20 protein-coding genes, 1 tRNA gene, 2 rRNA genes, 1 other RNA gene and 1 other annotated feature (2 of these 25 only partly in view) are annotated in these 25,000 nt (G+C 40.8%); of the genes, 8 read left to right on the top strand and 16 right to left on the bottom strand.

Annotated elements, in window-relative coordinates; genetic code table 11:
- Window positions 1-1,669: the 5' portion of a DNA polymerase III subunit gamma/tau gene (dnaX, locus tag MKZ25_RS00160; RefSeq protein WP_340799624.1), read on the bottom strand. It extends 83 nt beyond the left edge of the window; the window shows 1,669 of its 1,752 coding nt (coding positions 1-1,669); its start codon is at window positions 1,667-1,669; its stop codon lies off the left edge, out of view.
- Between the two features lie 225 nt (window positions 1,670-1,894).
- Window positions 1,895-2,162, bottom strand: an RNA gene (gene ffs, locus MKZ25_RS00155) — signal recognition particle sRNA large type.
- Window positions 2,163-2,320: 158 nt separating this feature from the next.
- Here ffs and MKZ25_RS00150 point away from each other — a divergent pair.
- The 4 genes from MKZ25_RS00150 (at window position 2,321) to MKZ25_RS00135 (ending at window position 6,070) form a co-directional block, all read left to right on the top strand.
- A tRNA-Ser gene (locus MKZ25_RS00150) sits at window positions 2,321-2,413 on the top strand.
- A 166-nt stretch (window positions 2,414-2,579) separates the two neighbouring features.
- On the top strand, window positions 2,580-3,842 hold the full coding sequence (locus MKZ25_RS00145; protein ID WP_340799623.1) for an ATP-binding protein: 1,263 nt from the start codon (window positions 2,580-2,582) through the stop codon (window positions 3,840-3,842).
- On the top strand, window positions 3,842-4,720 hold the full coding sequence (locus tag MKZ25_RS00140; RefSeq protein ID WP_340716865.1) for a response regulator: 879 nt from the start codon (window positions 3,842-3,844) through the stop codon (window positions 4,718-4,720). Before MKZ25_RS00145 ends, MKZ25_RS00140 begins: the two co-directional genes overlap by 1 nt.
- An 81-nt stretch (window positions 4,721-4,801) precedes the next feature.
- On the top strand, window positions 4,802-6,070 hold the full coding sequence (locus MKZ25_RS00135; protein ID WP_340802940.1) for a cation:dicarboxylate symporter family transporter: 1,269 nt from the start codon (window positions 4,802-4,804) through the stop codon (window positions 6,068-6,070).
- 45 nt (window positions 6,071-6,115) lie between these two features.
- Here the strand turns inward: MKZ25_RS00135 and MKZ25_RS00130 are convergent, their stop codons facing one another.
- Window positions 6,116-6,736, bottom strand: a complete 621-nt coding sequence (locus MKZ25_RS00130) for an RraA family protein (RefSeq protein WP_340799622.1) — start codon at window positions 6,734-6,736, stop codon at window positions 6,116-6,118.
- Window positions 6,737-6,893: 157 nt separating this feature from the next.
- Here MKZ25_RS00130 and MKZ25_RS00125 point away from each other — a divergent pair, with 157 nt between their 5' ends.
- Window positions 6,894-7,271, top strand: a complete 378-nt coding sequence (locus MKZ25_RS00125) for a sodium:proton antiporter (protein WP_340716863.1) — start codon at window positions 6,894-6,896, stop codon at window positions 7,269-7,271.
- 43 nt (window positions 7,272-7,314) lie between these two features.
- Here the strand turns inward: MKZ25_RS00125 and MKZ25_RS00120 are convergent, their stop codons facing one another.
- The 3 genes from MKZ25_RS00120 to MKZ25_RS00110 all read right to left on the bottom strand — a co-directional run bounded on the left by MKZ25_RS00120 (window position 7,315) and on the right by MKZ25_RS00110 (window position 8,877).
- The gene (locus MKZ25_RS00120) at window positions 7,315-7,983 is read right to left on the bottom strand and encodes a deoxynucleoside kinase (protein ID WP_339174622.1); all 669 of its coding nucleotides are present in this window, start codon (window positions 7,981-7,983) and stop codon (window positions 7,315-7,317) included.
- On the bottom strand, window positions 7,980-8,618 hold the full coding sequence (locus MKZ25_RS00115; RefSeq protein WP_340716862.1) for a deoxynucleoside kinase: 639 nt from the start codon (window positions 8,616-8,618) through the stop codon (window positions 7,980-7,982). Before MKZ25_RS00115 ends, MKZ25_RS00120 begins: the two co-directional genes overlap by 4 nt.
- 109 nt (window positions 8,619-8,727) lie before the next feature.
- Window positions 8,728-8,877, bottom strand: coding sequence for a hypothetical protein (locus tag MKZ25_RS00110; RefSeq protein ID WP_340799621.1), 150 nt, complete (start codon window positions 8,875-8,877; stop codon window positions 8,728-8,730).
- Between the two features lie 101 nt (window positions 8,878-8,978).
- Between MKZ25_RS00110 and tadA the strand changes: the two genes are divergently transcribed.
- Both tadA and MKZ25_RS00100 read left to right on the top strand, forming a co-directional pair.
- The gene (gene tadA, locus MKZ25_RS00105) at window positions 8,979-9,482 is read left to right on the top strand and encodes a tRNA adenosine(34) deaminase TadA (RefSeq protein ID WP_340799620.1); all 504 of its coding nucleotides are present in this window, start codon (window positions 8,979-8,981) and stop codon (window positions 9,480-9,482) included.
- A gap of 10 nt (window positions 9,483-9,492) precedes the next feature.
- Window positions 9,493-10,191 (top strand): YwaF family protein, encoded by a 699-nt coding sequence (locus MKZ25_RS00100; RefSeq protein ID WP_340799619.1) that lies wholly within the window; start codon window positions 9,493-9,495, stop codon window positions 10,189-10,191.
- 41 nt (window positions 10,192-10,232) lie between these two features.
- On the opposite strand, the gene MKZ25_RS00095 is transcribed toward MKZ25_RS00100, so the two are convergent.
- The 5 genes from MKZ25_RS00095 to serS all read right to left on the bottom strand — a co-directional run bounded on the left by MKZ25_RS00095 (window position 10,233) and on the right by serS (window position 14,969).
- Window positions 10,233-10,355, bottom strand: a complete 123-nt coding sequence (locus tag MKZ25_RS00095) for a hypothetical protein (RefSeq protein ID WP_340799618.1) — start codon at window positions 10,353-10,355, stop codon at window positions 10,233-10,235.
- A gap of 230 nt (window positions 10,356-10,585) precedes the next feature.
- The gene (locus tag MKZ25_RS00090) at window positions 10,586-11,437 is read right to left on the bottom strand and encodes a hydroxymethylglutaryl-CoA lyase (protein ID WP_340799617.1); all 852 of its coding nucleotides are present in this window, start codon (window positions 11,435-11,437) and stop codon (window positions 10,586-10,588) included.
- Window positions 11,438-11,447: 10 nt separating this feature from the next.
- Window positions 11,448-12,614 carry an acyl-CoA dehydrogenase family protein gene (locus tag MKZ25_RS00085; RefSeq protein WP_340799616.1) on the bottom strand — a complete coding sequence of 389 codons (1,167 nt, stop codon included), beginning with the start codon at window positions 12,612-12,614 and terminating at the stop codon, window positions 11,448-11,450.
- Between the two features lie 11 nt (window positions 12,615-12,625).
- The gene (locus tag MKZ25_RS00080) at window positions 12,626-13,414 is read right to left on the bottom strand and encodes an enoyl-CoA hydratase/isomerase family protein (protein ID WP_340799615.1); all 789 of its coding nucleotides are present in this window, start codon (window positions 13,412-13,414) and stop codon (window positions 12,626-12,628) included.
- A gap of 262 nt (window positions 13,415-13,676) precedes the next feature.
- Window positions 13,677-14,969, bottom strand: coding sequence for a serine--tRNA ligase (gene serS, locus MKZ25_RS00075; RefSeq protein ID WP_340799614.1), 1,293 nt, complete (start codon window positions 14,967-14,969; stop codon window positions 13,677-13,679).
- Window positions 14,970-15,066: 97 nt separating this feature from the next.
- Window positions 15,067-15,280: a binding site (T-box leader), on the bottom strand.
- A gap of 156 nt (window positions 15,281-15,436) precedes the next feature.
- Between serS and pdxR the strand changes: the two genes are divergently transcribed.
- The gene (pdxR, locus tag MKZ25_RS00070) at window positions 15,437-16,834 is read left to right on the top strand and encodes a MocR-like pyridoxine biosynthesis transcription factor PdxR (RefSeq protein ID WP_340799613.1); all 1,398 of its coding nucleotides are present in this window, start codon (window positions 15,437-15,439) and stop codon (window positions 16,832-16,834) included.
- Between the two features lie 45 nt (window positions 16,835-16,879).
- Here pdxR and asnB read toward each other — a convergent pair whose 3' ends face one another.
- The 5 genes from asnB to MKZ25_RS00045 form a co-directional block, all read right to left on the bottom strand.
- Window positions 16,880-18,706: an asparagine synthase (glutamine-hydrolyzing) gene (gene asnB / locus MKZ25_RS00065; RefSeq protein ID WP_340799612.1), complete on the bottom strand. Its 1,827-nt coding sequence runs from the start codon at window positions 18,704-18,706 to the stop codon at window positions 16,880-16,882.
- Window positions 18,707-18,832: 126 nt separating this feature from the next.
- Complete coding sequence (locus MKZ25_RS00060) at window positions 18,833-20,170, bottom strand: D-alanyl-D-alanine carboxypeptidase family protein (protein WP_340799611.1); 1,338 nt, start codon at window positions 20,168-20,170, stop codon at window positions 18,833-18,835.
- A 135-nt stretch (window positions 20,171-20,305) separates the two neighbouring features.
- On the bottom strand, window positions 20,306-21,772 hold the full coding sequence (gene guaB / locus MKZ25_RS00055; protein ID WP_340799610.1) for an IMP dehydrogenase: 1,467 nt from the start codon (window positions 21,770-21,772) through the stop codon (window positions 20,306-20,308).
- Window positions 21,773-21,960: 188 nt separating this feature from the next.
- Window positions 21,961-22,076 (bottom strand): 5S ribosomal RNA (rrf, locus tag MKZ25_RS00050).
- Window positions 22,077-22,271: 195 nt separating this feature from the next.
- Window positions 22,272-25,000: ribosomal RNA gene (locus MKZ25_RS00045) — 23S ribosomal RNA — on the bottom strand; it runs 200 nt beyond the window's last position.

Raw genomic sequence — 25,000 nt, 5'->3', positions numbered from 1 at the left:
GAACATCGTCAAGAAAAGGGGGCTCCTCTTTTACATCCTCCACCGCATTCATTTCATCCGATGGTGATTTTTTTTGATTTAAGCCATTTTCGTTTATAAAGTTTTCACGCAGACGAATCCAAGCCGGCTCCGGGATACATAAAAGTTCATATTGAATCCCTATTTCCGAAGCAATCTGCTGTGTAAACAACGAAACAAGTGCATTGTTGTCAGCTACCATTTGACAATGTATATCATACTTGAATTTTATCACAAAAGCACTTGCATTTGCGGCTACGGGCTCCGCATCTGCCAATAAAGCTGCCTGTGATTTTTGCAAGCTTGCCAAACCACCCGCCCAGGCGGATTTCACTTTTTGCAGGTCTGGTTTTGTTGCAGTTTTCAGTACTTCCTGAATACGGCCAGTCGGGGCATTGTATTGATTTCCTTGTGGACGTACACGCTGGCGAGCCTGTTCTTTTTGTTGAGCAGGTGCTCCTCCTCCACCACTTTGAAGTTGTTGAGACAGTTGCCCTAACCTGCTTTCAAGTGAGGCTACCTTACCTTCAATAGCCGGATCGACTGTAGCTGTCCCTTGTGGTGAAGCTTTATATTGTGCCATTTTTAAAAGGGCCGTTTCTAAATATATTTTCGTATGATGCGAAAAACGCATTTCCTGCTGGGTCTTTGCCAATATATCGATAAAACCGTAAAGTGTATCAGCTTCAAACTGTCCCGCTAATAATAAAAACTTTTCTTCCGGTGAAATAAACTCCAATAATTCTTCTAACGTACCATCTGTCTTTAATAGAAGCAGATCCCGGAAGAAAGTAATAAAGTCTTCCGCAAGGCGTAATGGTTCTTTCCCGTCCGCAATTAAGTTTTCGACACTTCCTAATACTTGGGCAACATCCTTTTCCTGTAGAGAAATCGCAATATCGTAAAACGCATCTTGGCTTACGGAACCTGTTACAAGAAGTACATCTTCCAATTGAACGTGTTCATTACTAAACGAAACAACCTGGTCTAGTAAACTTAGTGCATCACGCATACCTCCTGCTGCAGCTTGAGCAATTGCCTTTAATGCCTGCTCATCATAGCCCATACCGATATCTTCCAATACAACCTTCATACGCTCTACTATATCTATAGAAGAAAGTCGTTTGAAATCAAATCGCTGACAGCGGGAAATAATCGTTGCCGGCAGTTTATGAGGCTCTGTTGTAGCTAAAATAAAAACCGCATGCTCAGGTGGCTCTTCAAGAGTTTTTAATAATGCATTGAATGCGCTCGTAGAAAGCATATGCACCTCATCTATAATGTACACTTTAAAGCGAGCATTAGCTGGGGCAAAACGGACTTTTTCGATAATATCGCGCATTTCTTCCACCCTTGAATTGGAAGCAGCATCAAATTCTATTACATCCGTATGTGAACCTTCAGTAATACTTAAACAAGTAGGGCATTCATTGCATGGCTCACTTGCCGGGGCATTTTCACAGTTCAATGCTTTTGCGAATATTTTTGCAGTACTCGTTTTCCCTGTTCCTCGAGGACCGGAAAATAAATAGGCATGTGTTGTCTTGCTTGCGAGGAGAGCATTTTGAAGGGTCCTCTTTACATGTGTCTGACCTGACATTTCTCGAAATGACTGTGGTCTATAAACACGATAAAACGCTTGATATGTCAACCTTTCCCCTCTCCCTTCCATTTAAAAATACATACATTCAGTATAGCATAAAGTAAGTACAAACTCTTTTGAAATGAGATGAATAAATAATCTGTGACATTGAGCAGGAACTACTTTATTCAGTGATCAATTAGTAGTAAGTTGAATGAAAATAAATTCTCTTTTTCATATAAAAAACGCATCCACCAATAAATGATGGATGCGTTTGAAATGGTAATTTTAATACCGTGCACCTTTCTTCGACTGCCGCACATAAGCGTTACTCTTGTCGCCAGCTCGGGTTAGGCTACCCCGCGGCACATAAGTGATACCACTTAATGCTGCTTCCTTCCGGACCTGACATGGTTCATGGGTACTTATTGCGCAGGACCCAACCGTCAACACTACGTGCAAAAGGCAGACCAAACAATACGGACAGCCTCAGAAAAGGAATTCAATCTTGCTAGAGCGGATTGCAAGTTACAGGGCACCGCTACCTCCCCATCTAGCACGGCAAGTATTAGTATACTAAGCAAGCTATCAAATTGCAATGAATTGCTTTAATTAATTTTTTCCAATCCAAAAAATTCAAAGATTTTTTGTCTAAATTTTATTGACGCAAAACTCATTACGTGGTAAATTAATCTTTGTCGAAAAGACATCTTATATTTTGGAGGTATACCCAAGTCTGGCTGAAGGGATCGGTCTTGAAAACCGACAGGCGGGTAACACCGCGCGGGGGTTCGAATCCCTCTACCTCCTCCATTTTTGAACTTTCATCCGCTGTAATTAGTTAAGCGGTTTTTTTTATATCTAAATTCACTTTAAAGTACTATTTTCATTCGTGGAAATAGTACTTTTTTGTATTTATAGACAACTATCTTGTACAATTAAGTACTATGTCATATTTGTAAAGGGCGGTATATCAAAATTGGAATCGACTCAGCCAACTATTAAAACAACAAAACTATTCCTGTTTATGCTACTTGTCGGCTTATTGACGGCTATTGGCGGCGAAATTAAAATAATTCCCTTTGAAGAAGGACCTTTTCGTTTCGGTCTAGGAAGCATTATTTTCTTCTTTGCTTTACTGATCCGTCCATTACCGATTGTCTCTACCGGTTTGCTGACTGCACTAATCGTCATCGTCGGTCGTTCATTTCTGGATATTTTTATTTATGGACAAAGCTTCCTTACTCATATCATAGAACATTTGCCGGCCGGTGCCTTTTATATAGTCTTTGCACTATGTTTCAAACTAATTCCGCTGGACGAGTTAAAAAAACAACCGTTTACGCTCGGTTTATCGGCAACAGCATTTGAAGTAATATCAAACACGATCGAACATGTATTAACGGACATTCTGCTTGTTTCTGATCAGGAAACTTTTACTTCGTTTTTATTGTTCATCCTCGTTGGATTGTTACGCAGTTATTTTGTTGTAGGCATTTACAGCATGATTACAATGTCTGAACAGAAAAAGCAGCTGAAACAGCTCATGACAATTCATTCGGAGTTATATGTAGAAGCATTGTACCTTCAAAAAACGATGACCCAAATCGAGCAGCTTACAGCAAACAGTTATCAGCTATACAAAAAGCTGAAAACAAATGAGGCGCAGCTAGCTTCCGAAGCTTTACATATTGCCCAGGAAATCCATGAAGTTAAAAAGGATAATGAACGTATTCATGCCGGGCTTTCTAAAATTACAACGAGAAATTACCCGTCAGATTTTCTGTTGTCTGATTTACTAAGTTTTATTGTAGAAGCAAATGAAAATTATGCCGCCTATTTAAATAAATCGATTTCCTTTACACTGATTTGTCCTGATGATTATCAAACAAAAAACCATATTGCATTATTTGCGATTTTAAATAACTTAACGGCCAACGCTGTGGAGGCAATTGAAGAAAGCGGATTTATTACATTGAATATCGTAGTCGAGCAGGATATGACTTCTTTTATTGTAGAAGATAATGGAGTCGGTATTGATGCGGCACTCATTCCGATCATTTTTGATGCGGGCTATACATCCAAGTTTAACGAGCAGGGCCAAGGTTCTACAGGAATCGGCCTTTCCCATACTAAAACAATTGTAGAAAACCTTGAAGGGAATATTCATGTAACAAGTGATACATCGACTTGTTTTATTGTACAGATTCCTACAAAAAATATTCAAAAGGAGAATTACTAATGCGCTATTTTATAGTAGATGATGACCGGGCAAGCCGTATGATGCTCAGTAATATTATTAATGACTGTGAACTCGGAGCTGTCATTGGTGAGGCAAAAAACGGTCTGGATGCCATTCCCCAAATTTTAATGATGCAGCCGGAGTTTGTATTAATTGATTTACTGATGCCGAAGTTGGATGGAATCGAAACAATTGAACGCCTTCAGCAAAATGGTTTTAAAGGTCAGTTTATTATGATCTCACAAGTGGTTAATAAAGAAATGGTCGCTGAAGGCTATTCAAAAGGAATTGAATTCTTCATTCATAAGCCTATTAATAAAGTTGAAGTACAAATGGTATTAAAACGGACAACTGAGCAATACTTATTAAGAAATTCTTTGCAAGTTATTCGCCAGTCCCTGACAAACTTTGATATCACAGATGTGACACATACAAAAAAGACGGCACGGGAACATATCCAGTCCATCTTAAATGATATGGGCATTGTCGCTGAAGTGGGCAGTGAAGATATTATAAAAATTATTGAACAGCTATTAATCGAGAAGCATAAAATAGCGCCGCTCCCTCCATTAAAGGAAGTATATGAACGTGTTGCCATGCTGACGAAAAATACGCCTGACGAAATTGTAAAAGAGAGTAAAGCAATTGAACAGCGTGTACGTCGAACTATATTAGCCGCAATGATTAACTTGGCGAACTTAGGGATTGTCGATTATACAAACTCTGAATTTGAGTATTATACCCCTCGTTACTTTGACTTAACGGATATTCGTTATTTAATGAATCAAATAGAGAATAATGAGCAACGTAAAGCAAAAGTAAACATAAAAAAATTCATCCAAGTTTTATATTCTGAAATTATTAGTAAGGTGGATTAGTCGGATTTTGTCGGATTTTGTATGTATCTAATAAAATTAGTTTTAGGCTAGTCCTGAATCTGATTTTTTAGGAGGAACTATATTTTGAAAAAGTTTAAAATTAGTTTAGCCGCGCAAATTTTAATCGGTCTTGTACTCGGTGTTATTGTAGGTGCTGTGTTCTTTGGTAATGAAACTGCACAGTCTTACTTACAGCCACTTGGCGATATTTTCTTAAACTTAATTAAGATGATCGTTGTACCGATTATTATTTCGACACTAATCGTTGGTGTTGCCGGAACTGGTGATATGAAACAATTAGGTCGTCTTGGCGGTAAAACACTTATTTACTTCGAAGTTATTACAACAGTTGCGATTGTTGTTGGTTTATTAGCAGCTAACCTATTCCAACCAGGTGCTGGTATTGATATGAATTCATTAGAGAAATCTGATATTTCTTCTTATGTAGAAACAACGGAAGCTGAAGAAGATAAAAGTAAAATCCAGATTATTGTAGACATCGTTCCTAAAAACATTATAAATGCAATGGCAGAAGGCGATATGCTGGCAATTATTTTCTTCTCTGTAATTTTCGGTTTAGGTGTAGCGGCAATTGGTGATCGCGGAAAACCAGTGCTCGCATTCTTCCAAGGTACCGCAGACGCCATGTTCTGGGTCACAAACTTAGTAATGAAATTCGCACCAATCGGGGTATTTGCACTTATAGGTGTAACCGTTTCCAAATTTGGTGTAGAATCCCTTATTCCGTTAGGGAAATTGGCAATCTTAGTATATGCAACTATGATTTTCTTTGTAATCGTTGTATTAGGTATTACAGCCCGTATTTTCGGTATTAATATCTTTAAATTAATTCGTATGATTAAGGACGAGCTATTACTGGCCTACACTACTTCTTCATCAGAGACAGTATTACCTCGTATTATGTTAAAAACAGAAAAAATGGGTGCACCGAAAGATATCGTATCGTTCGTAATCCCGACAGGTTATTCATTCAACTTAGACGGTTCTACTCTTTACCAGGCGATTGCAGCAATCTTCATTGCGCAAATGTACGGTATTGACCTTTCAATTATGGAACAGATTACATTAATGCTTGTATTAATGGTAACATCTAAAGGTATTGCGGGTGTTCCAGGGGTATCTTTCGTAGTACTTCTTGCAACATTGGGTTCTGTAGGTATCCCACTTGAAGGTTTAGCATTCATTGCAGGTATTGACCGTATTTTAGATATGGCTCGTACAGCTGTAAACGTAGTAGGAAATACATTGGCAGCACTTGTTATGGCGAAATGGGAAAAACGTTTCGACGAGAAGCAATTTGCTGAGTACCAAGCTGCGAACCTAAAATAAAATTGGAAAATGGCGTAGTGAACAATAAATTCACTACGCCATTTTTTATTTCACAACTTTTGCTAAATAAGCACGGATTGATGCTTCCCCATTATGTAATGCCTCATGTGCCCGTTCTTCATCCTTTTTTACTTTTGCTTCTGCAGCCTCAATAATCCGTTCAATATCCTTCTGAGGGATAATAACGACACCATCACTATCACCCACGACATAATCACCTGTTTGAACAGCCACATTTCCTACAGATACGGCTATGCCCACTGTCCCGCCCCCATGTTTATTGCCTGCTGCTACTGTTGTACCTAATGCAAATACCGGAAAGTCAATTTCCTTTGCAGCTGCTATATCGCGAATAACCCCATCCACTACAAAACCTTGCACACCGATACCTTGCGCTAGCTGCATAACAAAGTCCCCCGCTACAGCACGATTTGTATTGCCCTTAGCATCGATGACTAAAACTTCCCCTTTTTCAGCCTGACTGATCGCTTCTAGTACCGCTCCATTTTCCCCGTCCGGCAGGCGTACCGTTCTCGCTTGTCCTGCAATTTTAAAGTGTTCGGCAAGCGGTTTAATAGTCGATGCTACATTCGTATGTCCCCCTGTTGCATCGGAAATTGCTGTCGTCGGTAATGCACGTAAGCGATCTACCTTCGATAAAGTCATATTCCCATCCCCTTTTCGCTATAATGTTACAAATCGTAAAAATTTGTAATTATTTTAAGCATAAACGATATAACTTTTCCTTCGCAATATTTTTTAAAATCGTTACAAATATACTTATATTGGGAATACTAATAATAAAGAGAAGGAGGGATCTATATTGAACAATCCGCTCATTGAAACAGTGACAGATGAAAGTGGGAAGACAACGTATAGGATGAAGACCTTCGATATACAAGTTACTGCCCGGCTGACAGGCGGTCTCGCCCCTACAATCACATATATGCATAAAGATAAAGATGTTACGGATGATATACGTTCAATTCGCTTTCATTTTGAAAACCCGGCATCATATATCGAAAACTATGCTTCTTTTCAAAGGATGCTTTATGAAAGGGAACAACGTGCGGTGAACGAGCTTTATGAATCCATCAGTATGAAACCTAAAAATATGACGACCGGTAAACAAGTTTTATGGAGTTTCTTCGTGTTCCTTCTCATTATGGCACCTATTTTTATCATCGTTTGGACGAAATGAAAAAGACTGATTTCCGCTATTATACAGAAATCAGTCCTTTTTATTATTTTCGTAAATGACTTGTTTGTTCTAGCATATAACCGATACGTGCTACGACATCCTCTACCTGTGCAGGGTTCTTCATTAAATCATAATCGTTAATATCAATACGCAGCACCGGGCATGCATTGAAGTTGTTAATCCAGTCTTCATAGCGTCCGTGCATTTCTTCCCAGTACGAATGAGGCGTTTGCTGCTCCATCTCGCGTCCTCGTTCATGGATACGTCCTATTACATCATCAATTGGACCTTCCAAATAAACAAGCAGATCCGGATGCGGGAAATACGGTGTCATAACCATTGCATCAAAAAGATTTGTATATGTTTCATAATCTGTCGGTGTCATTGTACCTTTGTCATAATGCATCTTCGCAAAAATGCCCGTATCTTCGTAAATAGAACGGTCCTGAATAAAGCCCCCGCCATATTCAAAAATACGCTTCTGTTCTTTAAAACGTTCGGCAAGGAAATATACTTGCAAATGGAAGCTCCATTTTTCAAAATCATCATAAAATTTATCTAAATAAGGGTTTGTATCAACCTTTTCATAAGATGTACGGAAGTTTAAGCTATGTGATAATGCTTTTGTCATTGTTGACTTTCCGACACCGACTGTTCCTGCAATTGTAATCACTGCATTAGCAGGAATATTGTACTTCTCTCTTAAGTTCATTTCTGATGCAAACTCCTTTGTTGTAACTTTTCTTCTACTAGTCGTAGTACGTAATTTAAATCTTCTTCATTCTTCACAAAATCAAGCTCATCCCCATTTAATGAGATGACAGGAATTTCTGGATGCATCTTTTCAAAATGTCCGATAAATTGATGATAATCGCTTGAAAGTTGTTCCATATAGTCACGTGAAATGTTCTTTTCCATTTCACGACCGCGCATAGCGATCCGTTTCATTAATGTATCTAAGCTTGCATGTAAATAGATGACCATATTTGGCTTTGGCATATCAGCAGTTAAAATTCGGTAGATCGACTCGTACTTTTCGTATTCATTCGGTTTTAAAGTACGTTTTGCAAAGATCAGATTTTTAAATATATGATAATCAGCCACTACTGGCCCTTGTGCTTCAATAATTTCATGAATATCAGATAATTGTTTATAGCGATTGCACAGGAAAAACATTTCCGTTTGGAAGCTCCACTCATTAATATCTTCATAGAACTTACCGAGAAATGGATTTTCATCTACAATCTCTTTTAATAAATGATAGTCAAACGTTTGTGATACGGCCTTAGATAATGAGGTCTTCCCAACACCAATCGGACCTTCTACTGTTATAAATGGCACAGACATTAGAAGTGCTCCTTCTCTTTTTATAGTCAATGCTTTTAATTTTATCACAACGTTCTTTAGACAACAAAGCAAACAATTCTATTTTGCCGAATTCATGCCTAGACAATTTCTAGTAATAAGGTTGGGCTGGTGCTTCCTCCTGTAATTCAAATAATTTCCCACTCTGTTCACCATCGTTTGCGGTAATTTTCTTCAGTCTGGCAATTGCACCTCCTGAAGAGGCAGTTCCTTTCCCGTAGGTTTTATAAAATGACTTCATCTCTGTATTTCTTCAAACTTTTCTTTGATCAAGCATGATTAATTCTTGTCGCCCAAGCATTCACCAGCATGCTAAACTAGAATTTAAGGAGTGATAGATAAATGCTCGAAAATAAAGATCACCATTTCATGCAGGAAGCCTTGGCAGAAGCAAAAAAAGCCGCTGCCCTTGGAGAAGTACCAATCGGCGCGGTTATTGTATATAAAGATGAAATTATTGCACGTGCACATAATTTACGTGAAACAACCCAAAATGCACTGACACACGCAGAAAGCATGGCCATTCAGGAAGCCTGCAGCAAAATAGGCAGCTGGCGATTGGAAGACACAACTTTGTACGTGACGCTTGAACCTTGCCCGATGTGTGCAGGGGCTATTTTACAGTCGCGCGTACCACGGGTTGTTTACGGAGCCCGTGATATAAAGGCCGGCTGTGTTGACTCATTATACCGTCTGCTCAATGATCCGCGTTTTAATCATGAATGTACTGTAACGGAAGGTGTGATGGCGGAAGAGTGCGGACAAATTTTAACGGACTTTTTCAAAGCGCTTCGCGACCGTAAAAAAGCAGAAAAGTTAGCGAGAAAACAACAATCCGAAAAGTAAGGTGTGTGCAATGAACGGATTTTCCATTTTTGATTCGATTCATATAATATGGCTTATTTTTATTGCTGGTTTTTTAGTTATTTCATTATACTTTTATCATTATTCTTCATATGAGAAGAAACATCTTTTACTAAAATCGGTTTTCTGGCTATTGCTGTTTTTAGAAGTAGCAAAGCAACTTTATTTACTCGTAACAAACCAATATTCATATTGGAGTCCTCCGCTCCATTTATGTGGCTTTGGTATTTTCATTATTGGTTGGCATGCCTATTTTCCGACGCGCACAACAGCTACATTACTATACACACTTACACTGCCCGGAGCTGCGATTGCACTTTTATTCCCTGGATGGACAGCTGATCCAGTTGGCGGCTTTTTGCATTTTCACAGCTTCATCTTTCATGCACTGCTTGTTGTAGCTGTGGCGGCGCTAATTTTGGAAAAAAAGCTGGTGACAAATTTTAAGGATATTTGGCGGGCTGTCTTATTTTTGCTAGTCACAGTTCCGCCTGTTTATGTATACAATGCACATTTCCGTACGAATTTTATGTTTCTAAACCGACCTGTAAAAGGAACACCTCTTCAATGGCTATACGATGCATTTGGAGCAGCTGGTTATTTAGCGAGTTTGGCAGGGGTTATCGTTAGTATTTGGATTGTGCTTTATTTACTTCTTGCCATACAAAAACGACGACACGTTACCGAATAAACGTGTTGCCGTTTTATTTTGTCTTTTTCCATTACTCCATTTTATAATAATTGAGGATTATCGCCTGTTGCCAATAGATCAAAGCCTTCATTAATTTCATCAAACAGAATACTATTTGATAACAGCTGATCAACCGGTAATTTGCCTGATTTCATCATAGGCAAAAATGCGGAATACCTCTTAATGGTACACATCTTCCTAAGGGAGTGAAAATTTGATATTCCGGTGTGGGAGCCCTGTTGTCGTTGTCGTACCCCCCACGTTTCGTAATGGCATAGGCCACTTCCATCGCAGTACAATTCGGTCCCCCTACTTTTACAGGAGTACCCGCGATATCCGTTTCGATCCTTCACCTAATGCATGGATTTCATTTTGGTTTCAATTTCAGCCCTCCTTAAACTAAGCTGTAAGCGAAATTTGCTACTTCCTTTAATTTTTCCTGACGGATATGTGTTTTTACTTCCATCGATTCAAATAGCTCCACTACTTTTTCTGTTGCCACATTTCCTGTAGCTCCAGGTGAAAATGGACAACCGCCAAGTCCTGCAATCGAACTGTCAAACTTTTCAATTCCCGCATTTAATGAGGCAATAATATTCGCATAGGCAAAACCGTTAGTATCATGAAAATGTGCCACGAATGTTGTATCCGGGAAATCTCTTTTCAATGCGCTGAACCGCTCATACACAATGCGCGGATTGGCCTGTCCATTCGTATCACCAATTGAAATCTCGTCCGCCCCGTCATTTACAAATTGAGCTACGACCCGCTTTACTTGTTCATAGGAAATTGCCCCTTCATATGGACAGCTAAAACACATCGAAACATAGCCGCGAATAAATTTATTCTGAGCTTTTGCATGCCGGAACATTTCGCTGCATTCCGCCAAAGATTCATCAATGGATCGTTTAATATTTTTTTGGTTGAACGTCTCACTTGCCCCGACAAATACCGCAATCTGCGGTACACCTGCATCAATTGCACGCTCCAGTGCTTTCATATTTGGGGTTAAAGCGATATACTCCATCCCCAATTCATTGCAAAATGCCGTAATTTCCTGTGCATCCGCCATTTGCGGCACAATTTTCGGATGGACAAATGAAGCTGTTTCAATACGCTGGAACCCTGCTTCATATAATTGTTTAATTAACTGTTTCTTTTCCTCTGTTGGTACAAAGCGTGATTCGTTTTGTAAACCGTCGCGTGGACCTACTTCAATAATTTCAACTTGCTTTGGAAAGTGCATGATTTTCACCTCAATAAGATTTTGGAAGTTTTAATATATGTTCTCCGACGTATGATAATATTAAGTTTGTTGATATTGGTGCTACTTGATAGAGGCGTGTCTCTTTAAATTTTCGCTCAATATCATATTCAGCCGCAAAGCCAAAACCGCCATATGTTTGAATCGCAACATTGGCCGCCTCCCATGATGCATCTGCAGCGAGTAGCTTTGCCATATTTGCCTCTGCCCCGCAAGCTTGCTGACGATCATATAATTCTGCCGCTTTTATGCGCATCAAATCTGCCGCTTCAATATGGATATGCGCCTGGGCAATCGGAAACTGTATTCCTTGGTTTTGTCCGATCGGACGATCAAAAACTACACGCTCTTTTGCATAATTCGTTGCCCGCTCGATAAACCAGCGGCCATCACCGATACATTCCGCAGCAATTAAAATCCGCTCGGCGTTCATTCCGTCCAAAATATAGCGGAATCCTTTTCCTTCCTCGCCAATCAGATTTTCTACCGGCACCTTTAAATTGTCGATAAACAATTCTGTTGTCGCATGGTTCATCATCGTTTTAATTGAACGTATTTCCAATCCATTTCCCACTGCTTCATTCAAATCCACAATTAGCACGGACAGGCCGTCGCTCTTTTTAACGCATTGGTCTTTCGGTGTTGTACGCACTAGTAAAATCATTAAATCTGAATGCTCTGCACGGGAAATGAATACCTTTTGACCATTCACGATATAATGGTCGCCATCTCGTTTCGCAAACGTTTTTAAATTGGTGGTGTCCGTACCAGTGTTAGGTTCCGTCACTCCAAATGCTTGTAAACGAAGCGATCCGTCCGCAATCTTCGGCAAATATTTTTCCTTTTGTGCGGAAGAACCATGCCGTAAAATCGTTCCCATCGTATACATTTGAGCATGACATGCGCCCGCGTTCCCGCCTGAACGGTTAATCTCCTCTAAAATTACGGATGCTTCCCGTATCCCTAAACCGGAACCACCATATTGTTCTGGTATTAAAGCCCCTAAAAAGCCAGCCTGAGTAATAGCCTCCACAAATTCGGTCGGATATCCGTCGATCTCATCCAACTTCCGCCAATAGTCACCATCAAAACGTTTGCAAACTGCTCTTACACCTTCACGAAGTTCTTCTAAAAATGCCAGATTCTCTGTTAACATCATATGAGATCCTCCTACCGTCCGATAAAATTAGGTTTTCTTTTTTCATTGAAGGCTAAAATACCTTCCATTCGATCCTCAGAAGCGATAACCTCGTTGTACGTTTCTATTTCAATCCGGAATGCTTCAGATGCTTCCAATGAACTGATTTCTGCTACTTTTTTAACGCCTTGAACGCCTAAAGGTGCATTACCTGCAATTTTTTTGGCTAACTCAATTGTGGTACTCATTACTTCTTCTGATTCGACAACTCGATTAAATAACCCTGCGTTCTCTGCTTCTTGTGCAGAAACAATCCGCCCTGTAAATAGCCATTCTTTTGCAATATGGAGCGGTACACGTTTTGGCAGTAATCGTGCTCCACCTCCTCCCGGCATAATACCTCGAGTGACCTCGGTTAGCCCTACTTTTGCATTTTTACCGGCAACGATTAAGTCCATATTCAATGCAAGTTCAAACCCTCCTGCAAGCGTATAGCCATTGATCGCAGCAATGGTAGGTTGCCTGCAATTGGCTACTGCCTGGAACATTTGTTCAAATAAATGATGCTGTTCCGTCCACTCGGACTCGCTCATTCCTTTACGCTCTTTTAAATCCGCACCTGAACAAAAGGCATCTACAGTAGAGGAAGTTAAAATAACGACACGTACCGGCTGCTCATTAAACGACTGAAATACAGTTAACAGCTCCTTCGCCATTTCCGTGTTAAATGCATGACGCATTTCCGGTCTGTTTAACGTAACAATCGCAATTTTCTCTTCATATTCATATGAAACTTGGATATATTCCATTCGTTTAATCATCCTCCTGAGAGTTTCATTATTTTCAAATGATTTTTTGGTGGGACCGAGGGTATTATTGAAAAGAGGAAGCAATAAGAAATGAATATTAGAGTTATTAGAGAAGTATCTTTTCTTCTCTACTTACTAGAATATGTATATTATTTTCCCGAATATAACAAAATACTTTTAATTTGTAAATTAAATTACTAATCTCCTCCTCTTTTATAAAAGTAAAAAAGTGTGTTGAATTAATTAATTCAACACACTTTTATTTTATATTAAGTTATTTTGCAGTAATGACTTCTACGCCACCCATATATGGACGTAACACTTCCGGAATAACAACAGAACCATCTTCTTGCTGGTAATTTTCCAGAATTGCTGCTACTGTACGGCCAATTGCCAGACCTGAACCGTTTAATGTGTGAACGAATTCCGGTTTTGCGCCTGCTTCACGACGGAAACGGATATTGGCACGACGCGCTTGGAAATCTTCAAAGTTTGAACATGAAGAAATTTCGCGGTACATATTTTGAGCAGGAATCCATACTTCTAAATCATACTTCTTCGCAGCTGTGAAACCTAAATCTGCTGTACACATTTTTAGTTTGCGGTACGGTAATCCTAAAAGCTGTAGTACTTTTTCAGCATGACCAGTTAAAATTTCAAGTTGCTCATAAGATTCTTCCGGTTTAACGAAACGCACTAATTCTACTTTGTTGAACTGATGCTGACGAATTAGCCCGCGTGTATCACGACCTGCAGATCCTGCTTCTGAACGGAAGTTAGCGCTGAATGCAGAGAAAGCCTGCGGCAGCACATCTGCTGATAAAATTTCATCACGGTAGTAGTTTGTTACCGGAACTTCAGCAGTTGGAATCAGATAATAATCCATTTCATCTTCTTCACGAACTAATTTAAATACATCTTCTTCAAACTTCGGTAATTGGCCTGTACCTGTCAGTGAATCGCGGTTAACGATTTGCGGCGGCAGCATTTCTGTATAGCCATGCTGATCTGAATGAAGATCCATCATGAAGTTCAGTAAAGCACGCTCTAAACGTGCACCTAAACCTTTATAGAATAGGAAACGGCTTCCCGTAACTTTAGCTCCGCGCTCAAAGTCCACGATATCTAATTCTTTGGCAATATCCCAGTGTGCCTTCGTTTCAAAATCAAATGCCGGCACATCACCCCAAGTGTATTCTTCCACGTTGTCATCTTCTTCTGTGCCAACAGGTACTGATTCATGCGGGATATTCGGCAAACGCATCATCATATTTTTAAATTCATCTTCAATTGCATTTAACTCAGCATCCAATGCTTTAATTTCATCGCCTACTTCGCGCATACGTGCAATCACTTCCGTTGCATCTTCTTTGTTGCGCTTCATAACAGAAATTTGCTCTGACACTTTATTGCGCTCTGCTTTCAGTACTTCCGTTTTGGCGATTAATTCTCGGCGTTTTGAATCTAAGTTTTCAAAGTTATCCAGATTCCCTAAATCTTCATTACGTGTTAGAAGCATACGTTTTACTTCTTCAAAATTGTCGCGGACGCGTTTAATATCTAACATAATTTCTTCCTCCTAAAATTTATGAAATGATGATTTTGAGCACTTTAACGCATTAATGTATTAGCGGAATAAATACAAAAAAGCCCTCAATCCCCATGAAAGGGACGAGAGCTACCCGCGTTGCCACCCTAATTGAATAGAAAAATCTATTCCTCTTAACAATTAACGACTTTGGTAAGCCGGCTTCCACCTACTATTATTTCGGAAAAAGCATCTCAAGGACGGATTCACAAGTGTTTTTATCAGCTTCCACCGACCGCTGACTCTCTAAAAAAAACGTGCTCGCTACTACTTCCTATCATCGAATTCATTTATAAATTTAACCATACTGTACTATAAAACCATATACATTTGCAAGTTCTGTTGAAAACATTCACTAATTATCTACATCATGCTATACTTTTCTGACACTATCAATATTAGTAAAATTTAAAATTTCATTAAGGTTACATAAGGAGGAATTGACGATGCTTTTCTTTCAGCTTCATAAAGACCATACGATTCCGCTATATGAACAGCTGTATATCGGTATTAAAAATGCAATTACTAACAACCAGCTCGCTGTTGGTGTACGTCTTCCTTCTAAAAGGGAACTTGCGGATTTTTTCAATATAAGTCAAACTACCGTCGAGCTTGCGTATTCGCAGCTGCTGGCGGAAGGCTATATTATATCAAAACCGCGTGTCGGTTACTTTGTTGAAGAGATCGATTCATTACCATACCGCCAAAGCGATATTTCGAACAACGAAATTAAAAAAACGGCGGAAACTACGGAATATAAAATTGATTTCTCCTCTGCAAAAATTGATGAGGAAGCTTTTCCTTTTACAATATGGAGAAAATACGCAAAAGATGTGCTCGATAAGCCGTTCAAACATTTACTGCAAACAGGGGAACGTCAAGGCGAGCGTGCATTGCGTATCGAAATTGCTAATTATTTGCACCAATCACGCGGAATCGAGTGCCAGCCAGAGCAGATCGTTATTGGCTCCGGTACCGAGCAGTTACTGCCGATGATTTTAAAAATTTTAGATGCTGATTCAAAACTTGCTTTTGAAAATCCGGGCTATTCACCTATTCCACGTCATCAATTAGGTCAGCTCGCTATTCCGATTTCTGTTGATACGGACGGTATTGTTGTGGAACAATTGCAGAAAACGAATGCCAATGTCGTTTATATTACACCTTCGCACCAATTCCCGACTGGTGCGGTTCTTTCAGCCAACCGACGGACACAATTATTGAATTGGGCAGCAAAAGCACCGGACCGCTTTATAATTGAAGATGATTACGATAGTGAGTTCCGCTATATTGGAAAGCCCATTCCGGCACTGAGAGGGCTTGACGTAAATGACCGTGTTATTTATTTAAGTACCTTCACGAAATCATTGATGCCATCATTGCGTGTTGCATTTTTCGTACTGCCTCCAACACTCGTCGAGCATTATCAGGAGCACTTCAATTATTATTCTTCTACTGTTCCTCGGTTTGAACAGCATATTTTAGCAAAATTTATGAAAGATGGATACTTTGCCAAACATCTAAATCGAATGCGTAAAATTTATCGTAAAAAACATGATAAATGTATTGAACTGTTTTCAAATCATTATCCTCAAATAAAAATATCCGGGGATGCTGCCGGTACAAACATACTTGTAGCCTTCCATCATGAGAAATCAGAACAAGAACTGCAACAGGTCGCACGCCAGCACGGTATTTATATTTTACCGTTATCAAATTATTATTTAACAGAGCAGCATTACTCCAAAAGGACATTTTTATTAGGGTTTGGCAATTTGCAACTTCAAGATATTGAGCCGAACATCCATCTGCTAATGGAAATTTGGGGGATTTCTAAAGGTTAATATAAAAGAGCTTTTTAAAGAGACATTCCGTATGGGAACGTCTCTTTATGTTGAAATAATATTGATGCGATATTGTTCGACCCAATCATGTAATTGTATAAAATAGGCAATGAGTTGAGGTCCTGCCATTAACTGGCCAAACCAGGGTATTTGAAATGATTGGCCATTTGTAGCTAGCAATCGTTCTAACTGCTCCTTCTCAAACAATTCATGAAGAACTGAGTGCTTCTGCCGTAAAATTTGCTCCAACCGATTGTGAACGAGTTCTGTATATTTAGGGTGATATGTTTTCGGATATGGGTTTTTCTTACGTTCCACAACTTCCTTCGGTAAAAGATCCTGAAACGCTTTTCGTAAAATGCCCTTTTCCATTCCCCCGCTGTTTTTCATTTCCCAAGGAATATTCCATACATACTCAATTATCGTATGATCGGCAAACGGTACACGGACTTCCATGCTTGCACCCATCGTCATCCGGTCATTTCGCTCCAATAATGTCTGCATAAAGAACTGGTTATTTAAATAAAACAGCTGCTGGCGTTCCTGCTCTTCTTTAGTCCCTAAAAATGCCGGCATACCCTTTACTGCTTCTTCATAGGTACTTTGCATAAACTGCGGTAATTGCAGGCGCTTTTGCCATTCTGTTTTAAATAACTGTTCACGTTCTTTTGTAGAGCGCAACCAAGGGAAAAGCGTATCTTTTTTCCCTTCATAAAACCATGGATACCCGCCAAATACCTCGTCTGCACATTCACCGGATAACGCCACTGTATGTTCTTTTTTCATCTCTTTGCAGAATAAATAAAACGAGCTGTCAATATCCGCCATACTCGGCATGTCTTTTAAACGCATCGCCTGTTCTAAGCCTTCTACTAATTCCTGCTGTGTCAGCGTCACTTGTCGGTGTTTTGTCTGGAATGCCTGTTGCATTTTTCCGATCCAGTATTCATCCTGTGATGTTTGAAATGAATTTTGCAAAAAGTGTTGGTCATTTTCCTCAAATGCTACGGAATACGTTGCCAAGGTTTTCTGTTCTTTCGCAAGTTGTTGGGCAGCGACCGCAGTAATGATGCTTGAGTCGAGTCCGCCCGATAGCATTGTACTAAGTGGTACATCGCTTATTAGTTGACGAATAATCGCATTTGTTACAAGTTCCCGTACATTTTCAACCGTTTCTGCCTCTGAATGCTCATGTTGTTTACTTTCAATGTCCCAATATTGCCAGCTTTCCCAGAATCCATTCCGCACCATCATTGCGTATGCAGGTTTCACTTCCTTAATGCCTTTAAATATGGCATTCCCTACAATACGGGATGGGCCAAGACTGAATAATGCAGCAAGCCCTTCTGCATCAACTTCTGCCTTCACAGCAGGATGGGCCAGTATTCCTTTAATTTCAGAACTGAACAATAACCCATTTTTAAGCTCATAATAAAACAGCGGCTTTACCCCTAGCCGGTCACGACATAGAAATAACGAGTTCTCCTGTTCATTCCATACGGCAAAGGCAAATATTCCATTCAGGTACTCCATACAACGCTCTTTCCATTCAACATACGCCATTAAAATGACTTCTGTATCGGATGTTGTATAAAATGAATGTCCCAAATTTTTGAGCTGTTCACGAAGTTCGTTTGCATTATAAACTTCCCCATTATACACAATGGTCAATTCACCGCGAGTCATCGGCTGATCACCTGTCACTAAATCGATTATTGCAAGCCGTTTATGGCCTAGTAAAGCATGTTTGCTTATAAAGTACCCTTCGCTATCCGGACCTCTGTGTAAAAGCGTCCTCGTCATTTTTTTGATCATTGATTCCTCATTTACTAACTGAGTCGAGTAATCAATCCAACCTGATATCCCACACATGAACATCCCTCCATGTATCAATGTATGTTTTGCATGGATTATCGACAAATTGTCCCATTCGAAAAAATGCTTTTAGACGAAAAAAAAGCTTTTCTACAAGTGATTACTTATAGAAAAGCCCATTCATTATTTAATTAAATTACTAGCAAATCCGAATACACCGTTCCATAAATTACCGAAAAAGCTTCCGATACCTTGGAACATTAATGAAATTTTACCTGCACGTTCTACCGATTCAGTCGTCACGACATCTGCTACAATAGGATTGCCGTCAATATAGCCGAAGTCTACACCTTCTTTAGGTGCAAGTACAGCCTGGCCTACTACTTGGTCTTTCTCAATACCTGCTTCAATTTCTTTCTTGTCTAATGTCAATGTTGGAATGTAGGCATCTTTTTCGCTCGTCTTAATCATAACAGAAACCGGTTCTTTTACCCCAATTTTGACAGAGTCCTCTTTCCCTTTTGTAACAGGAATTGATTTTTGCTCTTCAAATACATAGTTTCCTGGAAGAAGTTCTACTTTAGAAAATTGACCAAATCCATAATCGAATAACTTCGCTGTCGCATCAAAACGTGCTTTATAAGAACCTACACCATTTGAATCCACTGCTTTCATAACAACAGCGATTAAACGTGTATCTCCGCGTTTAGCCGTACCTGTAAATGTATGACCAGCAAAATCTGTTGTCCCTGTTTTTAATCCGTCTACACCTTCATATTCATATACAAGGCCTGGTAGCATGAAGTTCCAGTTGGACATATTAATTGCATCCGAAGTTCCTTCACGGAATACTTTCTTCGGAATTTTTGCTGTTTCTAACATTTCAGGATGATCTTTTAATAAGTTGTATGCTAACTTTGCTACCGAACGAGCAGGCATAACATTTTCATCCTTTTCTCCAGTACCTTCTGGATGCATGCCTTGTAAATCAGCGTTATTTAAACCTGTTGCATTTACGAACTTGTAATTTTCCAAGCCAAGTTCTTCCGCTTTTTTATCCATCAATTTCAGGAACTCTTTTTCTGTACCTGCAATTGTTTCAGCAATCGCAATTGTAGCAGCGTTTGCTGAATAGATTGCCATAGCTTCATACAACTCTCTAATCGTATACGTACCGTCAGCACGTAGCGGCACATTACTCAATAAACGATTTTGGGAAACTTTATATGTATACTCTGTTACATTATATTCCTGCTCCCATGAAATTGAGCCTTCTTTAATTGCATCAAGTAATAGATACTCTGTCATCATTTTCGTCATACTTGCAATACCTAAAGCTGTTTCTGCGTTTTGCTCATATAAAATTTTTCCTGAATCTGCATCAATTAAAATTGCTGCATCTACCGTTAACCCTAAATCCGTTGCTGCATTTGTCTTAGCAGGTGTCATCGCCAGCATGCTAAGTATTAAAATCGGGATTAAGGCAATGCTTAATACCGTTTGCTTTCTTACCTTCTTCACAAAGCTACCTCCAAATTTTTATTCTTGTCTAACGTCATTTTATCATACATAAGTAGTTGTATGTGACCTTCTGTTAATAAAAAAACGTTACTATCTTCAATTTGACGATAGTAACGTTTGAAAGTTTCCTGGTAATTATTGTAAAGAGTAGTTTGGTGATTCCTTTGTGATTTGTACATCATGTGGATGTGATTCACGTAGTCCTGCACCTGACATTTTAATGAACTGCGATTTTTCACGTAACTGCTCTAAATCCGGTGCACCGCAGTAACCCATTCCGGCACGTACACCACCCACTAATTGGTGAATTGTATCTGCTAAAGGACCCTTGTATGGTAAACGTCCTTCAATTCCTTCTGGTACGAGCTTTTTCGCATCTTCTTGGAAGTAACGGTCTTTAGAACCTTTTTCCATGGCACCAAGTGAACCCATTCCACGATATACTTTAAAGCGGCGTCCTTGGAAGATTTCTGTTTCACCAGGTGATTCAGAAGTACCTGCTAATAATGAACCTAACATTACAGTATGTCCACCTGCAGCTAAAGCTTTGACGATATCTCCTGAATATTTAATACCGCCGTCTGCAATAATTGTTTTTCCTAATTCACGGGCAACTGATGCTGCATCATAAACAGCTGTAATTTGTGGTACACCAACTCCTGCAACAACACGAGTTGTACAAATTGAACCAGGGCCGATTCCTACTTTTACAACATCTGCACCAGCTTCAAACAGTGCACGTGTCCCTTCAGCTGTTGCCACATTTCCTGCAATAATATCCAAGTCCGGGTATGCTGCACGAATGTCTTTAATTGTATTTAAAACTCCTTGAGAATGACCATGTGCTGTATCGATAACAACGATATCCACTTGCGCTTCCACTAGCTTGGCAATACGCATCATTGTATCTTTTGATACACCAACCGCCGCTCCTACAACTAATCGGCCATGGCTATCTTTTGCTGCATTTGGGAATTCAATTACTTTTTCAATATCTTTGATTGTGATTAAGCCTGTTAATTTTCCAGCTTCATCAACAATCGGTAACTTTTCAATTTTGTATTGCTGAAGAATTTTTTCAGCATCTTCTAAAGTTGTCCCTACAGGAGCAATGATTAAATCTTCTTTTGTCATTACATCATCAATTTTTAATGAGTAATCTGAAATGAAGCGTAAATCACGGTTTGTAATAATACCAACTAGCTTCTGATCTTCCATGTTATTTACAATAGGGACACCTGAAATGCGGTATTTGCCCATTAAATGCTCTGCATCGAATACTTGATGTTCTGGTGTAAGGAAGAAAGGATTTGTAATAACGCCGTTTTCAGAGCGTTTTACTTTCTCAACTTCTTCTGCTTGTTCATCGATACTCATATTTTTATGAATAATACCAATTCCACCTTGACGAGCCATGGCAATTGCCATCTTTGATTCGGTTACAGTATCCATACCTGCAGAGATCAACGGAATGTTTAACTTAATGTTGTCAGTTAGATTTACAGATAAATTAACATCTTTCGGTAACACTTCAGAGTGTCCTGGCACTAATAGTACATCATCAAATGTTAAACCTTCTTTAGCAAATTTTGTTTCCCACATTGTTAAGAATGCCTCCTATTTATAAAAGAATATTATTGTAAGGTTACCTCCGAGGGACATCACTGTCAAGATTCTTTAAAAAATAAAATAATTCGGAATATTATATTATTTGTATTTTTCTCTTTTAATACAGGAAATAAGTTTATTAAAACAAAAAACCCACTGATTTCTCAGTGGGTTTGCATTGTGCGAAGCGACGTCCTACTCTCACAGGGGGAAGCCCCCAACTACCATCGGCGCTAAAGAGCTTAACTTCCGTGTTCGGTATGGGAACGGGTGTGACCTCTTTGCCATCATCACTTCACTATTGTCGGCTTCCAATACACGGCGCTATCCTTCGTCAACTTCCCTCGTTCTTTCAGTCACGTACTTGAGTACGCTCCTTCAATCACTCAGTCGTTTCCTCGACTAGCTTGTGTCTTGAAACCTTCTTGTTTTTTAAAAGAAATTTCATTCTTTCAAAACTGGATAAACGTTTCATTGAATTGCGCAATAAAATGTGGTTAAGTCCTCGACCGATTAGTATTCGTCAGCTGCATGCGTCACCGCACTTCCACCTCGAACCTATCTACCTGATCGTCTTTCAGGGGTCTTACTTACTTGCGTAATGGGAAATCTCATCTTGAGGGGGGCTTCATGCTTAGATGCTTTCAGCACTTATCCCGTCCATACATAGCTACCCAGCGATGCCTTTGGCAAGACAACTGGTACACCAGCGGTATGTCCATCCCGGTCCTCTCGTACTAAGGACAGCTCCTCTCAAATTTCCTACGCCCACGACGGATAGGGACCGAACTGTCTCACGACGTTCTGAACCCAGCTCGCGTACCGCTTTAATGGGCGAACAGCCCAACCCTTGGGACCGACTACAGCCCCAGGATGCGATGAGCCGACATCGAGGTGCCAAACCTCCCCGTCGATGTGGACTCTTGGGGGAGATAAGCCTGTTATCCCCGGGGTAGCTTTTATCCGTTGAGCGATGGCCCTTCCATGCGGAACCACCGGATCACTAAGCCCGTCTTTCGACCCTGCTCGACTTGTAGGTCTCGCAGTCAAGCTCCCTTATGCCTTTACACTCTACGAATGATTTCCAACCATTCTGAGGGAACCTTTGGGCGCCTCCGTTACTCTTTAGGAGGCGACCGCCCCAGTCAAACTGTCCGCCTGACACTGTCTCCTACCCCGCTAAGGGGCATGGGTTAGAAGTTCAATACAACCAGGGTAGTATCCCACCGACGCCTCCTTCGAAGCTGGCGCTCCGAGATCTCTGGCTCCTACCTATCCTGTACAAGTTGTACCAAAATTCAATATCAGGCTACAGTAAAGCTCCACGGGGTCTTTCCGTCCTGTCGCGGGTAACCTGCATCTTCACAGGTACTATAATTTCACCGAGTCTCTCGTTGAGACAGTGCCCAGATCGTTACGCCTTTCGTGCGGGTCGGAACTTACCCGACAAGGAATTTCGCTACCTTAGGACCGTTATAGTTACGGCCGCCGTTTACTGGGGCTTCAATTCACAGCTTCGCTTGCGCTAACCGCTCCTCTTAACCTTCCAGCACCGGGCAGGCGTCAGCCCCTATACGTCACCTTACGGTTTTGCAGAGACCTGTGTTTTTGCTAAACAGTCGCCTGGGCCTATTCACTGCGGCTTCTCTAGGCTATGCACCCAAAGAAGCACCCCTTCTCCCGAAGTTACGGGGTCATTTTGCCGAGTTCCTTAACGAGAGTTCTCTCGCACACCTTAGGATTCTCTCCTCGACTACCTGTGTCGGTTTGCGGTACGGGCACCTCTCACCTCGATAGAGGCTTTTCTTGGCAGTGTGAAATCAGGAACTTCGCTCATACGAGCTCGTCATCACAGCTCAACGTTATAGTATGCGGATTTGCCTACATACACGCCTTACTGCTTGAACACGCGCAACCAACGGCGTGCTTACCCTATCCTACTGCGTCCCCCCATTTCTCAAACGGTGAGGAGGTGGTACAGGAATATCAACCTGTTGTCCATCGCCTACGCCTATCGGCCTCGGCTTAGGTCCCGACTAACCCTGAGCGGACGAGCCTTCCTCAGGAAACCTTAGTCATACGGTGCATGGGATTCTCACCCATGTTTCGCTACTCATACCGGCATTCTCACTTCTAACCGCTCCACCAGTCCTTCCGGTCTGACTTCAACGCTGTTAGAACGCTCTCCTACCACGCATACTCAAAGTATGCATCCACAGCTTCGGTGAATCGTTTAGCCCCGATACATTTTCGGCGCAGCGTCACTCGACCAGTGAGCTATTACGCACTCTTTAAATGATGGCTGCTTCTAAGCCAACATCCTGGTTGTCTAAGCAACGCCACATCCTTTTCCACTTAACGATTACTTGGGGACCTTAGCTGGTGGTCTGGGCTGTTTCCCTCTTGACTACGGATCTTATCACTCGCAGTCTGACTCCCGTGTATAAATATCCGGCATTCGGAGTTTGTCTGAATTCGGTAAAGCGAGATGCCCCCCTAGTCCAAACAGTGCTCTACCTCCGGTATTCTCAATCACGAGGCTAGCCCTAAAGCTATTTCGGAGAGAACCAGCTATCTCCAGGTTCGATTGGAATTTCTCCGCTACCCACACCTCATCCCCGCACTTTTCAACGTGCGTGGGTTCGGGCCTCCAGTGAGTGTTACCTCACCTTCACCCTGGACATGGGTAGATCACCTGGTTTCGGGTCTACGACCACGTACTAATTCGCCCTATTCAGACTCGCTTTCGCTGCGGCTCCGTCTTCTCAACTTAACCTCGCACGTAATCGTAACTCGCCGGTTCATTCTACAAAAGGCACGCTATCACCCATTAACGGGCTCTAACTACTTGTAGGCACACGGTTTCAGGATCTATTTCACTCCCCTTCCGGGGTGCTTTTCACCTTTCCCTCACGGTACTGGTTCACTATCGGTCACTAGGTAGTATTTAGCCTTGGGAGATGGTCCTCCCGGATTCCGACGGAATTTCACGTGTTCCGCCGTACTCAGGATACACTCTGGAGGGAATGAACTTTTGACTACAGGGCTTTTACCTCGTTTCGCGGACCTTTCCAAGTCGCTTCGTCTAATCCATTCTTTTGTAACTCCGTATAGAGTGTCCTACAACCCCAAAGAGCAAGCTCTTTGGTTTGGGCTCTTCCCGTTTCGCTCGCCGCTACTCAGGGAATCGAATTTTCTTTCTGTTCCTGCAGGTACTTAGAT

The sequence above is a fragment of the Solibacillus sp. FSL W7-1464 genome (assembly GCF_038004425.1).
GTDB lineage: Bacteria > Bacillota > Bacilli > Bacillales_A > Planococcaceae > Solibacillus.
The sequence above is the reverse complement of the archived record's forward strand: the minus strand, read 5'-3'. Positions and strand labels throughout refer to the sequence as shown.